This is a genomic window from Saccharicrinis aurantiacus (assembly GCF_001660705.2).
In the GTDB taxonomy this organism is placed as follows: domain Bacteria; phylum Bacteroidota; class Bacteroidia; order Bacteroidales; family Marinilabiliaceae; genus Saccharicrinis; species Saccharicrinis aurantiacus.
Map to the genome: position 1 here is coordinate 148,257 of NZ_LYBV02000026.1, position 13,464 is coordinate 161,720.

The 13,464-nt window shown below is 35.8% G+C and carries 11 protein-coding genes; 4 read left to right on the forward strand and 7 right to left on the reverse strand.

Annotation, left to right across the window (positions count from 1 at the left end; all coding sequences use genetic code 11):
• Nucleotides 1–356: 356 nt before the first annotated feature.
• From A8B35_RS10765 to A8B35_RS10775, 3 genes are all read right to left on the reverse strand, one after another.
• Complete coding sequence (locus A8B35_RS10765; RefSeq protein WP_139314867.1) at nt 357–935, reverse strand: hypothetical protein; 579 nt, start codon at nt 933–935, stop codon at nt 357–359.
• A 74-nt stretch (nt 936–1,009) separates the two neighbouring features.
• Nucleotides 1,010–1,294 carry a DNA-binding domain-containing protein gene (locus tag A8B35_RS10770; protein WP_068472766.1) on the reverse strand — a complete coding sequence of 95 codons (285 nt, stop codon included), beginning with the start codon at nt 1,292–1,294 and terminating at the stop codon, nt 1,010–1,012.
• 777 nt (nt 1,295–2,071) lie between these two features.
• Nucleotides 2,072–2,683: a hypothetical protein gene (locus A8B35_RS10775; RefSeq protein ID WP_139314868.1), complete on the reverse strand. Its 612-nt coding sequence runs from the start codon at nt 2,681–2,683 to the stop codon at nt 2,072–2,074.
• An 851-nt stretch (nt 2,684–3,534) separates the two neighbouring features.
• On the opposite strand from A8B35_RS10775, the gene A8B35_RS10780 reads away from it, so the two are divergent.
• Both A8B35_RS10780 and dnaB read left to right on the forward strand, forming a co-directional pair.
• A complete protein-coding gene (locus A8B35_RS10780; RefSeq protein ID WP_068472770.1) occupies nt 3,535–4,461 on the forward strand; it encodes a DMT family transporter in 927 nt (308 codons plus the stop codon).
• A gap of 302 nt (nt 4,462–4,763) precedes the next feature.
• Complete coding sequence (gene dnaB, locus A8B35_RS10785; RefSeq protein ID WP_068472773.1) at nt 4,764–6,314, forward strand: replicative DNA helicase; 1,551 nt, start codon at nt 4,764–4,766, stop codon at nt 6,312–6,314.
• A 363-nt stretch (nt 6,315–6,677) separates the two neighbouring features.
• Here the strand turns inward: dnaB and A8B35_RS10790 are convergent, their stop codons facing one another.
• The 4 genes from A8B35_RS10790 to A8B35_RS10805 all read right to left on the reverse strand — a co-directional run bounded on the left by A8B35_RS10790 (nt 6,678) and on the right by A8B35_RS10805 (nt 10,220).
• Nucleotides 6,678–7,376, reverse strand: a complete 699-nt coding sequence (locus A8B35_RS10790) for a YjjG family noncanonical pyrimidine nucleotidase (RefSeq protein ID WP_068472775.1) — start codon at nt 7,374–7,376, stop codon at nt 6,678–6,680.
• A gap of 272 nt (nt 7,377–7,648) precedes the next feature.
• Nucleotides 7,649–8,512 carry a Cbp1 family collagen-binding glycoprotein adhesin gene (locus A8B35_RS10795; protein WP_068472777.1) on the reverse strand — a complete coding sequence of 288 codons (864 nt, stop codon included), beginning with the start codon at nt 8,510–8,512 and terminating at the stop codon, nt 7,649–7,651.
• Between the two features lie 172 nt (nt 8,513–8,684).
• Nucleotides 8,685–9,395: a 16S rRNA (cytidine(1402)-2'-O)-methyltransferase gene (rsmI, locus tag A8B35_RS10800; RefSeq protein WP_068472779.1), complete on the reverse strand. Its 711-nt coding sequence runs from the start codon at nt 9,393–9,395 to the stop codon at nt 8,685–8,687.
• A gap of 9 nt (nt 9,396–9,404) precedes the next feature.
• Entirely contained in the window at nt 9,405–10,220 is an 816-nt protein-coding gene (locus A8B35_RS10805) for a hypothetical protein (RefSeq protein ID WP_068472781.1), read from the reverse strand.
• 141 nt (nt 10,221–10,361) lie between these two features.
• On the opposite strand from A8B35_RS10805, the gene A8B35_RS10810 reads away from it, so the two are divergent.
• Entirely contained in the window at nt 10,362–10,940 is a 579-nt protein-coding gene (locus A8B35_RS10810; protein ID WP_068472782.1) for a thymidine kinase, read from the forward strand.
• Nucleotides 10,941–10,954: 14 nt separating this feature from the next.
• On the forward strand, nt 10,955–13,417 hold the full coding sequence (locus A8B35_RS10815) for a bifunctional UDP-N-acetylmuramoyl-tripeptide:D-alanyl-D-alanine ligase/alanine racemase (RefSeq protein WP_068472784.1): 2,463 nt from the start codon (nt 10,955–10,957) through the stop codon (nt 13,415–13,417).
• Nucleotides 13,418–13,464 lie beyond the last annotated feature (47 nt).

Sequence of the window (13,464 nt, forward strand, 5' to 3'; positions counted from 1 at the left end):
GTTCGTTTATTGATTATGATTACAAATATATGCGGATTTACAACTATAAATCAAGTCAATAAGTTTGTTTAACTTAACATTAACTACTTGTTAGCTATATCAAAATAATTTTAACATAACTTTCACACTTTAGGGTTCATCTAAAATCATCTTTCAATAGTGTACATGAACCTATAATGGAATGATACATACTATAGCAATAAACAAAGTACTTGCTTATTTATGCTTATAAATTAGTATTGGTTTATTAATGACAGAAAGCGAATATTTAGCCTTTAACTTTAGCTATATATTCGCTTCCATATTATAATTGAAGATCAACAACTTCTTAATGAATCGTGTTAACTACTAATGGATTAATCAACATCAACGCTATCACTAGTTAATAACACAGGGGCTTGATAAATAGTACCCCCTACCGAAAATAAACCATTGGGGTTGCATATTAAAGCCAATTCGGAAGCATCGAAATCTGTATTATAGTAGGCATATATTTGTGGTCCCTGATTGCCAGAAACATAATCCGTTTCAAGGGTGGTTAAGGTATGTGAGCCATCTCCTTTATTATCGGGAATTCTAGTGCTAGTATCATTATAATTTCCTGTATACTGATCAGAACTAACATATCCTGTTTCAATATTGGTTATGGGTTGTGAGTCGTCTCCTCCTTTATTTACAGTGCATGCATCCGAATCGTTATAACTAATATTTAAAGAAACAAACCTTTTACTTTTACCCCATTGCTTTTGCTCATCAAAGGTCATCTCTAACAAGCTTGTTATGGTATTACTTAATTGCGCATCGTTGGAAAACTGCAATACATTATTTACAGCTACTACACCACTGCTTTGCTCTGATAGTGTATACGTTTCGTCTTCTTTATCACATGAAATCATTACTAGTGTACTCACTATTATTACATATATAAATCTCATAGCTTTATTTATTATTGATGTTTAGTTTATGTGGTCTGTGATTATAGAAATAGGTGTTTAGTCTTAATTATATTTCAGCTTAAATCACAAGTAGTAGATCTTATAAGATATTGCTTAGTAAACTTATAAGGTATTCGCGCAACAGTGGATATGGAATCGCCCTGCTTGAGGTGCTCAGATACCACATGAGAAAATTCATTTAACACACTCAATACCTGGGTATCGGTTATTGATTTACCTCTACCCGTCATTGTTTCAATAGTCTCGGGCAGGGTAATAGTGCGTCGCTCTTGAATAAAGACCACACAATCTTTTTCTGCTTGGGTAAAATGATTTTTGAATAAAGAATACTTGATCATTATTAATATAGGTTTAATATGCCTTGCACCAAACAAGGCATGGGGTTATTTATTTACATAAGCATGGCTTATGCGAGTAACTTAATATTGATAATAATTATTGAATCATGGCTCGACTTCGTTCATATATTGGTTATCGGTTAATACAAACCTATAAATTATATCATGCTAAGCAAATCTGAAAAGGGCTTGATTAATAACGTTTAATGAGGTTTAAAACAGTGCTTTTGTAAATGGATACCCCTTGTTTTTATATGAGATATATCATATTTTAAATAAAGCACACATGCCTTCCAAAGTGCAAAAATGTTGTAGAACATGAAAAAATAGGAAGTGATCTTATGGTAAGTTGCGAATCTGTCTCATATATTTTGTTTACAGTTGGTTTGTTTACTAATTATGATCACAAATATATGTGCATTTATTTCCATAGATCAAGCTTGTAATTCTGTTTAACTTAACATTAACCTATGTGTAGCTAAAGTATATGGATATTAACATAACCTTAACTACAATCGCAAAAGTGGAAGTAATGGTCGATTTTATATAAGAGGTAAAAGATAGTATCTCATTGGGATAGTAAGAGAGATAGTTACCAAGAGAATAATGAACCAGATTGCCTTGTTAGTTGATGCTTCAAGGTCTATGGATAGTTCAGTTGTGCAATTGATTCACAATAGGGTTAGGAAAAAGGAGAGAGTAAGTTTTAGGTAAGGCTTGGTTAAAGATTACTTATAATTAAAACAAGATAGCTTGACACAAATTGGAGTTAAGCTATTAAAAGCTTACTCCGAAAGACACCCCTAAACTATATATTTTATCAACCACATAAGGGATGTTTGTAACTGTGCGGTAATCGAAGGTAAGGGCTGCATCTAAGTTGGCTTTTGATGAAATAGGAATTGACTTACCAAAGCTTGCTGCTGTAATTGCTCCTGAAGCCCATTTGCCTGACCAGTTGAGTTGGGTACCGATATCGCCAGATACATACCATGATGAAATACGCTCCGAGAAATTATACTTAAACTGAGCTGTTAATGGCATCGACCTTAGCTCAAGAATATACGGAAAGTACTGATCGTACAGATCAAGTGTGTATGAAACATCACCTAAATACTCATCGTATGCCAGGTTTATAGCAACATCAAGTTTCTTGTTAATGTGGTAACCCATGCCTAAATTTAACCCTATACTACTAGTTGAACTACTTTCGGTATACACTCCTTGAGTCCCATAATTACGGAGCGCAATATCAATATCATGGAAAACCGTTTTTGCATTCAGTTTTAAGGCATAATATACTCCTGAACGTGTGGTTTCGCTTTCTATTGATTGTGCATTAATTTGCATAAAGCCCATTAGGGCTAATAGAGACAATAGCTTTTTCATTGTTGTTATAATTATTGGTTAATATTCATATTATTAGTGTAGGCTACTAAACAGCATATTTAAATTTATTTATTTATTACGTTTTACATTGAGTATTTTTATGCGATCATTCTCTTCTGCTGTTAAATGCTTCAAATAGCTTGTGTATTTTATCATAATACAAAATTTAGGTTAAATGCCTTTGATTGCTTAAAGATGCGTTAATGGCTATTTGCCCTTTAAATATTCATCGATAAACTATGCAGAAACTTTTGGCGGCTTGGTTTTCATAAGTGGTTTTAATGGACGGAGGCAAAAGTAAGAAAATATGGTATTCGCACAAAGCTAAAGTACTAGATTCCAGTTGGTATATTTTAATTGTAGTTCTGTGGTTTTACAAATAGCATAGTCTGTTTTTTAAACGAGGTGTATTGTTTTATAAATAAAGCTAGGTTCGTATTAGTTGCATCTTGATTTAATAAGTGTTGATTAATATAATTTCATTCTGCGTATCACCTTTCAACTTGCACTATTGAACACGTAATAGTATTAACAATTTTTATACTATAACACAGTGCTTTTACTTAACGGTTTTTATAGCTTTGCTTTAGCAATGAGAACAAATACAATACATACTGCAATATTAAAGCTCTGGCTCGTGAATAATATTAGTTTATTCGGGCATAAGCGTATTGTTATGTAGTATACAGATATAAATTATTACACTAATTAGCCTCTCGAATAATATATTCGAGAGGCTTTTTTTTGCGTGCTTGTTTAAAGTTGTTGAGAAGTATGAAGAGTGATATAAAAAGTATACTCTCATAATTTCTCAACAAAGCTAAATGGCCTTTACCTTAAATTCTATAATTATGGTTCGAAAGTTTTTTAACACAAACGCTTATGCTTACTTATTAGCGTTAATCGGAATTGTATTCTTTTCATCTAAAGCTGTATTAGTAAAAGTAGCTTATGGTTTTAATATTGATGCCGTAAGTATCTTAACGCTTCGAATGCTTTTTGCTTTACCTATTTATATTGTTCTTGCCATTATTAGTACTTTGAAACAACGCAGTAGTAGTTTAAATAAAAAGGATTACTTATTTGTAATAGCCTTGGGATTTTTAGGATATTACTTGGCCAGTATTCTCGATTTTAAAGGTTTGCAATATATATCGGCAAGTTTAGAGCGTTTAATATTATTTATATACCCCACCATGGTGTTATTAATCTCGGCTTTGTTTTTTAAAGTTAAGCCATCGCGAGAGCAGAAAATAGCCGTAGTAATTACTTATATAGGTGTTCTATTAGCCTTTTATAATTATGTGAGTTCTGATGGCGATAGCCTGTTGTTAGGAGCTATATTTATTGTATTAAGTGCCATTACATATGCGTTTTATTTGGTAGGTACAGGTAGTTTAATTCCTAAGTTTGGTATATGGCGTTTTACCAGTTATGCAATGATTGTGGCTACTATAGGTATTGTTATACACTATTTTATAAATAGAGGAGGATCTTTATGGGATTATCCAGCAGAGATTTATCAGTTATCGGCCATAATGGCTGTGGTATGTACTATTATTCCGAGTTTATTATTAGCCGAGGCCATCCGTATTTTGGGCTCCTCTAATGTAGCAGTGCTTGGTAGTGTAGGCCCCATAAGCACTATAGTATTGGCAGTAATATTTTTAGATGAGAAAATAACTATCTATCAAATACTGGGCACGGTAATAGTTATTGCTGGAATTTCTTTTTTAGGGAAAAATAAGGCCACTTCAAGTAAAAAGGTAAATTGTTAATTACTTGTGATAGGCATTTAAACCTCTATTGGAGGCTTGTGTAAAATATACGCAGCTCGAACCCAATTGGCTTAGGGATAAGAGCGGCATCCTTTGTGAGCCCATTATGGCGAAGCAAAGATATAGCGTTTAGCCCGCCCCTTGGGGAAGCCCCTAATTGGCTTTACATTTAATAACTATTGCGTGTGTTTTTATTGATTATTTACACATTTTTTAATGTCAAAAAAAGAATATCGATGTCTGAAAATTAAGATAGATGTTTACCTTTGTAACCCCCAAATTTTAGAATTGATATAATAATTATGGCAGATAGAAAATACACCCCTAAGAAGGCAGCACCGAAACAAGATTTAGAGTTTGGTAAAATGCCACCTCAGGCTTTAGAACTGGAGGAGGCTGTTTTAGGAGCTTTAATGCTTGAGAAGGAGGCTTTTTTAACAGTTGGTGAGATTTTAAAGCCAGAGTGTTTTTATAAAGATACCCACCAGAAAATTTACAAGGCTATTGTGAGTTTATCAACCAAGGAATTACCTGTTGATATGCTTACGGTTACTGAAGAGTTGCGAGCTTTGGGCGATTTAGATGAGGTTGGGGGTGCTTATTTTATAACGCAATTAACGGGTAGAGTTGCTTCGGCAGCGCATATTGAATACCATGCTCGTATTATTTGGCAAAAGTATTTGCAACGCGAGGTAATACGCATAAGTAGTGATATTCAGAGCAAAGCTTACGACGAAAGTATTGATGTTGATGATTTGCTTGATGAGTCGGAAAGTTCATTTTTTACCCTAAGTCAGGGTAATATGAAAAAGGATGTTACTCAGATTAACCCGGTGATTGATGAGGCGATGGAAATGATTAAGATTGCCTCGCAGCGTGATGATGGTTTGAGTGGGGTACCTTCGGGGTTTGCTGAGTTGGATAAAATTACTTCGGGATGGCAAAATACCGATATGATTGTAATTGCCGCGCGTCCTGCGATGGGTAAAACTGCTTTTGTACTGTCTATGGCACGTAACATGGCACTTACGCATAAAAAAGGAGTTGCCGTATTTTCGCTTGAGATGGCCAATGTGCAATTGGTGAATCGTTTGATAGTTTCAGAGACTGAAATTACGGGTGAAAAAATTAAGAAGGGTAATTTAGCGCCTTACGAGTGGCAACAGCTCGATCATAAAATACAAAACCTTATTGATGCGCCTATTTATGTTGATGATACAGCCGGATTGTCGGTTTTTGAATTGCGAGCCAAAGCGCGTAGGTTAAAGAAACAGCACGATATAAGCATTATTATAATTGACTACTTGCAGCTAATGAACGCAAGTGGTATGAATCCTGGCTCTCGTCAGGAGGAGGTGAGTTTAATTTCGCGTAACCTTAAAGGCTTGGCAAAGGAATTGAATATTCCTATTGTGGCGCTATCGCAGCTTAACCGTGGTGTTGAAGGAAGGGCAGGAGCAGAGGGTAAACGTCCGCAACTATCCGATCTTCGTGAGTCGGGAGCCATTGAGCAGGATGCCGATATGGTATGTTTTATTCACCGACCAGAATATTATGGTATTACTGAGGATGAGCAAGGTAATAACCTTATTGGAATGGGGCAGATTATTATTGCAAAGCATCGTAATGGTGCCACAGGCGATGTAAACCTTCGATTTAGAGGTGAGCTAGCACGATTTGAAGATCCGGATACGGGCGTTTTTGGTGCTGACTTAGGAATGGATCAAGGCGGACAATCGGTTACTTTTGGCTCTAAAATGAATGAGCCTGAAGGTTCGGGTTCTAATTTTGCCAAAGAAGTTGGATTGCCTGATTTACCACCATCGCCTCATGATAGTGATGTTCCTTTTTAGATTTTAGGTTATTAGACAATGTTTTCCTAATTAAATTTTCACTCAAGCCGTGAAGGCTTCTACTTTTTTCTACAGTCAAAAAAGTAGACAAAAAGACCGTCGACTGCACCCATTTCACTCAAAAAACTAGGTTTCATGACTGAAATTGTTTTAAACTCGCACTTTTTCGTGCCTCAAAGCACTCAAACAGAAAACAATTTTTAACCGTCATTTCAATCCAGTTTTTTGGTTCACTGGCTGAGGTCGATACTAAACAAGGCGTGCAGCACATTATATAAAAATGTTTAGGACGCCATTGCTTATTAGAAAAAAGATAATAGACTATTGGGTGTAATGCGAATAAGTCTACTATCTATTATCTCTTTAAACTATCGAATGTAATTCTTGTAAGTCGCTAATCTCATGCATTAAAGTGCGAGTGTGCGGCTTTTTTTGTGGGTTAAAGAAAACGTAATCGAGCCCAAAATTAATAGCCCCATCAATATCCGTTTTTAAATTATCGCCAATAACCAAGCATTCGCTTTTGCGAGCATTGGTGCTTCTTACTGCATGCTCAAAAAACGATTTTTTAGGTTTCGAAGCACCAATAGTTTCCGAAATAAACACTTTGGTAAAAAATGGCTTTAGCTTACTATTTTTAAGTTTGGTAAACTGAACCTCTTTAAAACCATTGGTAATAATATGCAGTTGGTGCTTGCGTTTTAAGGCCTCTAATACTTGCAGTGTATTAGGCATTAACATTGTTTTGGTAGGACTAACAGTGATATAGTCGCTCGCAAAATTCTCTGCCGTTGATTCGCACTTTAATCCGGCCTCTGAAAAAGGCGTATGAAAACGATCGAAGTTCAGTTTTGCTTTATTTATTTTCCCCAGGCGGTATAATTCCCAAAGCTCATTGTTATAGGCTTCGTACCTATCGTAGAAATGCTTAAAACTCTCAAAATTATTACCCAAATGGTACTTTTCAAAAAGCTGCTCAAGCGTATGTAGCGAGTTTGTTTCAAAGTCCCAAAGCGTATGATCTAAGTCGAAAAATAAGTGCTTGTATTTTTGTGGTAACATATATAAGAGGTAATTTTTTTTAAAGCCCTAAAACTAAATAGGGCTGTGAAATTATTTTACGGCCTAATAAAATTAATGGTGCGTGAAATTTTCTCATTGCTCGCCCAAAGGCTTTTTCATGCTTTAAAGTTTCTTTAAAGCTTCCCCAAGCCCTTTTTCTTCCAATGCAGAAACTTTAAAGCTTCCCTAAGCCGTGTTTCTTGTAATGCAGAAATTTCATTGCTCGCCCAAGCGCTTTTTGGACGTTTAAATAAAATTCACGCCGTTTTTTACTAGTTAACCTGAGCCACAAAAAATTTCGAGATACTCCAAAAGGCATCTTTATCCGTAATAACTACAAGTTTATTGCCCTCGTCGTCAGTATCAATGCTGTACGAACTGTTTGGGTGGTTCGAAAGAATCTTCACCTTTGGTCTGTACAAGGCAATAGAGTCTGTTTCTCTAATATCAATCTCAGTAAAATAGTTCTCATTAAAGCTATCCTCAAGTAACTTAGCCTTACTTAAAAAACCATCGGCAGTTAATATTTTGTGTTCCTTCAGTTCCTTTTTAGTACCAAACGAATAATAGGCAGTATATAATTTTTTAACGGCCATTTTTAACTCACTAGTGGCACCTTTATTCTCTTTGTTAAGCGAGTCAAGCACCTGTTCCATTCCTTCAACCGTAAAGTTTAGGGCTGCAATCTGAATATCCTTTTTATTAATCTGCTCCTTTAGCTTAATAATTTCAATCCTTTTTTCCTCTAACTGTCTGTTAAGTCGCGTTACTAAATCGTTCAGTTTTTTATCCGACGAATGGTTACTAATTAGCTGTTTCTCCAAGGCTGCAATTTCAGCTTTGTTGGCAAGCATCAAATCGTAAATAGATTGAATATCACTGTTAATCTGATCCTGAATACTTCTCGAATTCTTTTCCGACGAGTTCAAATTCACATCAATCAAATTCTCTTTCTTCTTTATTTCCTGCAAATTATCATCAATACTAATTAAAGAAGTCACCAATTCATTCGAAATCTTCTCCAACTCAGCATTGGCAATTATCAACGAATCGTTTTGTTCTTGAGTAGTTTTGTGTCCTTGGTTGTTACAAGCAAATAATAGCACCAATAAAGGCAATGCAATTAGTTTCTTCATGATAATTATTTTATAGTTATTCTTAATTATTTTTTGGGGCTTCCCCTGCGGGTCGGGCTATGCGCTATATCTTTGTTCGCCATAATGGGCTCTCAAAGGATGCCGCTTCTATCCCTAAGCCAGCTGGGTTCTAAAGCCTGTGCCTCTATCATCAGCCAATTAACAATGTTTGTTAATCCTTCTTATATTTCTTTTCCTTCTTAGTTTCCTTTTCCACTTTTCCGCTCACCACAATTACAATTTCACCTTTAACTGTTTTGGCATCAAAGTGGGCAAAAAGCTCATCTAAAGTACCTCTGGCATTCTCTTCGTGCAATTTAGTTATTTCGCGCGAAACACTAGCTTGTCTTTCTCCGCCAAAATATTCGGCCATTTGCGCCAAGGTTTTTGTTAGTCTAAAAGGCGATTCGTAAAAAATCATTGTGCGGGTTTCCTCAGCCAATAATTTCATTTTAGTTTGTCGGCCTTTTTTCTGTGGTAAAAAACCTTCAAAGCAAAAGCGGTCGTTCGGTAAACCTGAGTTCACCAAGGCCGGAACAAAAGCGGTGGCACCCGGTAGGCACTCTACCTCAACGCCAGCCTCAATAGCATGTTTCACTAGTAAGTAACCCGGATCTGAAATAGCCGGTGTACCTGCATCCGAAACCAAAGCACCCGTCTGTCCAGCTAATATATGCTGCACCACATTATCAGAAGTATTGTGTTCGTTAAACTTATGGTGCGAAAACATTTTGGCTTCTATCTCAAAATGCTTTAATAAAAAGCCTGTTTTACGCGTATCTTCAGCTAAAATAAAATCAGCCTCCTTTAAAATTCGTAAGGCACGGTAAGTAATGTCTTCTAAATTTCCAATTGGGGTTGGAACAATATATAATTTACCCATTATGTTGTATTAAAATCTTCGTTGTACGTAGTTGAAAAAGTTTTTACTCAGCTCTTCATTCTCCCAATTAAAGTTCGATTTCAGAAAAGTAAGTGCACTTTCAAATGAATCCATTTCGTTAAGTTGGCCCAGCGTATCCGACATTAACGTGGCATTGCCATTAAATAACTCTCGCTGGTATAAAAAACGATCGTTAATACCCAATCCTTTGCTTAAATCGGCAACGGGTTTTCCCAATAGGTTTTTACTAATGTCAGCATGAGTAACTTGATCGTTTAAAGCCCTTTTGCCCTTTTGTAAAGTTTCACCAAGTCGTAAGTTATTTGCTTGCTCTGTTTTTGTTGCCACCGCTTCTGTTTTTACAGCAGTTGCAGTTGGTTTTTCTTCCACAATTTCTTTGGGCTTTTCAGCTTCAATAATTGGCTTCGCTTCAATAACCGAAGTCTCTTTTACAAGTTCTTCAGTGGTCTTATTTTCAATTATCTCTTCCTTAACTATACTTTCTTCCTTCTCAGTAGCAATTGGCTCTACTGTAGTAAGCTCTTCTGCCTTGGCTTCTGGTATAATCTCAGGCTGAATAATTTCTTTCGGAGCAACAGGTGTTTCTTGTTTTATGGGTTCAGTTTTTGCAATAGGCTTACTCTCTACAGTATTAGCACCTAAGCCTTTTAGCATATTAAGCTCTTCCGTAAGGTGGCTTACTTTTTTTTCAGTTAATTCAATAAATGCATTCGGAATATTTGCCTGTCCCTGAAATGACTTAATGAGTGTTTCAATCTCACTGAGATCATTTAAAATGATACTTAATAATGCTTCTTTATCCATAAAAAATATATCAAGAATAAAATATAAAGTCTTTTTTCTTACTTTCTTTGCAAAGTTAATGATTGCTTGCTTATAAAAGCCCGTAATACGTTAAAGAGATAAAAATAAAGTTATTCGCACTAAATTTGGGTATATCGTCTCATGTTTTTAGAAAAATCAAATAATACCAATGCCAAAAATGGTTGGATCGAGGTAATAGCCGGGTCTATGTTTTCAGGTAAAACCGAAGAATTAATACGTCGTTTGCGCAGGTCAAAAATTGCCAAGCAACGAGTGGAGATATTTAAACCGCATATCGATGTTCGTTATAGTACCGATGAGGTAGTTTCGCACAATGCCAATTCAATTGTATCCACACCAGTGGAAACTTCAGGAAATATTTTACTTTTATGCGGCAATGTTGATGTTGTAGGAATAGATGAAGCTCAGTTTTTCGACACCGGTTTGCTTGATGTTTGTAATCAGTTAGCCAATCAGGGAATTAGAGTTATTGTAGCAGGTTTAGATATGGATTTTAAGGGGAAACCATTCGGACCAATGCCTGGCTTAATGGCCTGTGCAGAATATGTTACAAAGGTTCATGCTATTTGTATGCGTTGCGGAAATTTAGCCCAATACTCACATCGTTTGGCTACAGAAGAGGCGCGCATTATGTTGGGAGAGAAATCAGAATACGAACCGCTTTGCAGAGATTGTTATACCGGTTTGCAGAAAGTCTAAAATTGTAAGTGAAAATGGAGAGTTATCAATTATTAGAGTTATCAGAGTGGATTGACGGAAAGGTTATTATTAATAATGACCAAAGCATACGATATTTATCTATTGATAGTAGAACTATTGCTGATGCTGCCAATGCCTTGTTTATTGCCATTAGAGGAGAGCGCAACGATGGGCACCATTTTATAGCTAAGCTCTACGAGCTTGGGGTTCGTAACTTTATGGTTGATCATACCTTTTTGTATTTTCATAAATGTAAAGAAGCCAACTTTATTATTGTTGATAACTGCGTTGAAGGTTTACAGAGTTTAGCAAGAGCCAAACGATTAAAAAGTAAGTGCGATGTGGTTGCCATTACAGGTAGTAATGGTAAAACTGTTGTTAAGGAATGGCTCGCTCAAATGGTAGGTAGCAGCCGTAGACTGGTGCGTTCGCCAAAGAGTTATAATAGCCAAGTGGGGGTTCCTCTTTCCGTTTGGAATTTAACCGAACAGAGTCAGTTGGGCGTATTTGAGGCTGGTATTTCAGAGCCCAATGAAATGAGTAAGCTCGAGTCTATTATTCAACCAAATATTGGAATTATCACCAATATAGGCTCTGCTCATCGCGAGAATTTTGAATCGCAAAGTCAAAAACTAAAAGAAAAGATTAAGCTATTTAAAGGTTGTTCCACAATTATTTATTGTGCTGATGATGCTTTAATAGATGACGAAATAAATAAAACTTATCCCCTTATCAATAAAGTTACTTGGGGAACATCAGATAACGCTCAAATTAAAGTAAGCACTAAATCTGTTGATGATAGATGGAGCTTTAGTTTAACCTACAAAGGTGAGGAGTATTTATTTGATAGCTCTTATACCGATGCTGCTTCAAAGGAAAATTTATTAAATACCATTAGCTGTTTATTTGTATTGGGTTATTCTGCAGAGTATATTCAGAGTAATCTTGCAAAGGTAGTTCCTGTTGCCATGCGAATGGAATTAAAAGAGGGTATAAATAATTGTATACTGGTAAACGACTCCTACAACTCTGATATATCTTCTCTTTCGCTTTCTCTCGACTTTTTAAGTCAACAAAGTAAGGGAACAAACTCATCCAAAACCTTAATCTTATCGGATATATACCAGAGTGGATTAACCGATGAAGAAATTTGTAGTAGAATAAACGAATTGTTGCTTAAAAAGGGCGTTTCAAAATTATATGCAGTGGGGGAAGCCTTGAGCAGAAATGCTACTTGTTTTCAAATGAACGCTCGCTTTTATAATTCTACGGATGTTTTATTGTCAAATGTTACTCAAAACGACTTTAATAATGAGGCTATCCTTATTAAGGGATCAAGATCGTTTGAATTTGAAAAGATAACAGCTGCACTAGAACAAAAACATCACGAAACTCGATTAGAGATTAATTTAAATGCATTGGTTGATAACTTAAATTTTTATCGAAGTAAACTTCATAAAAATACCAAGGTGTTGGCTATGGTTAAGGCTTTTAGTTACGGGAGTGGTTCGTTTGAGATTGCAAACGTACTTGAGCATCAGAAAATTGATTATTTGGGAGTGGCTTTTGTTGATGAAGGTGTGGAGCTACGCAAAGCTGGCATATCCTTACCAATAATTGTAATGAATCCTGAGGAGAAGAGCTTTTCAACAATGCTACATTATAACTTAGAACCTGAGTTGTATAGTATAAAGGTGGTAAAGTCGTTTGTTGCGGCCTTACAAAGCGAAGCAATAACCGAATATCCGGTGCACATTAAAATTGATACAGGCATGAATAGGCTAGGCTTCAATAATGAAGATGTCTGGCTTTTAAATGCTCTGTTGAAGGAATATAGCTTCTTAAAAGTGCAATCCGTATTTTCGCATCTATCAGGCAGTGATTATGAGGCTTTTGATGATTTCTCAATGCATCAGTTTAATCTATTTGATGCCCTTGTAGCTAAAATTGAAAAAACAATCAATAGAAAAGTAGATAAGCACATACTGAATTCTGCTGGTATTCTGCGATTTCCGAATCATCAATATGATATGGTTCGCATTGGAATTGGTATGTATGGCATTGGTCCAATAGAATCGCATAAATTAAGTAATGTCATTAAATTCCGATCTTACATATCTCAAATTAGAAAAGTGCCTAAGGGACAAACCATAGGTTATAACAGACAAGGGAAGTTAGATTACGATTCGGATATTGCCATTGTACCAGTTGGCTATGCTGATGGTTTAGATAGGCACCTGGGTAACGGAAAAGGCGCAATGTTAGTTAACGCTCAGTTAGCACCTATTGTGGGTAATATTTGTATGGATATGTGTATGCTAGATGTTACAGGTTTAGATGCAAACGAAGGGCAAGAGGTGGAGATATTCGGTCCAAATATCCGAGTTGAAGAAATCGCGAAAAGCTTAGATACTATACCGTATGAAGTATTTACGGGCATTAGTAGAAGAGTAAATAGGGTATATTATTATGAGTAGTTATTAAGCAATATCGGTTAATGTAGATACTTATTTCTGTCAACATA

Excerpts from the sequence above, each read along its gene's own strand:
- A8B35_RS10765 (WP_139314867.1), bottom strand. The coding sequence starts at position 935 with ATGAGATTTATATATGTAATAATAGTGAGTACACTAGTAATGATTTCA.
- A8B35_RS10770 (WP_068472766.1), bottom strand. The coding sequence starts at position 1,294 with ATGATCAAGTATTCTTTATTCAAAAATCATTTTACCCAAGCAGAAAAA.
- A8B35_RS10775 (WP_139314868.1), bottom strand. The coding sequence starts at position 2,683 with ATGAAAAAGCTATTGTCTCTATTAGCCCTAATGGGCTTTATGCAAATT.
- A8B35_RS10780 (WP_068472770.1), top strand. The coding sequence starts at position 3,535 with ATGGTTCGAAAGTTTTTTAACACAAACGCTTATGCTTACTTATTAGCG.
- dnaB (WP_068472773.1), top strand. The coding sequence starts at position 4,764 with ATGGCAGATAGAAAATACACCCCTAAGAAGGCAGCACCGAAACAAGAT.
- A8B35_RS10790 (WP_068472775.1), bottom strand. The coding sequence starts at position 7,376 with ATGTTACCACAAAAATACAAGCACTTATTTTTCGACTTAGATCATACG.
- A8B35_RS10795 (WP_068472777.1), bottom strand. The coding sequence starts at position 8,512 with ATGAAGAAACTAATTGCATTGCCTTTATTGGTGCTATTATTTGCTTGT.
- rsmI (WP_068472779.1), bottom strand. The coding sequence starts at position 9,395 with ATGGGTAAATTATATATTGTTCCAACCCCAATTGGAAATTTAGAAGAC.
- A8B35_RS10805 (WP_068472781.1), bottom strand. The coding sequence starts at position 10,220 with ATGGATAAAGAAGCATTATTAAGTATCATTTTAAATGATCTCAGTGAG.
- A8B35_RS10810 (WP_068472782.1), top strand. The coding sequence starts at position 10,362 with ATGTTTTTAGAAAAATCAAATAATACCAATGCCAAAAATGGTTGGATC.
- A8B35_RS10815 (WP_068472784.1), top strand. The coding sequence starts at position 10,955 with ATGGAGAGTTATCAATTATTAGAGTTATCAGAGTGGATTGACGGAAAG.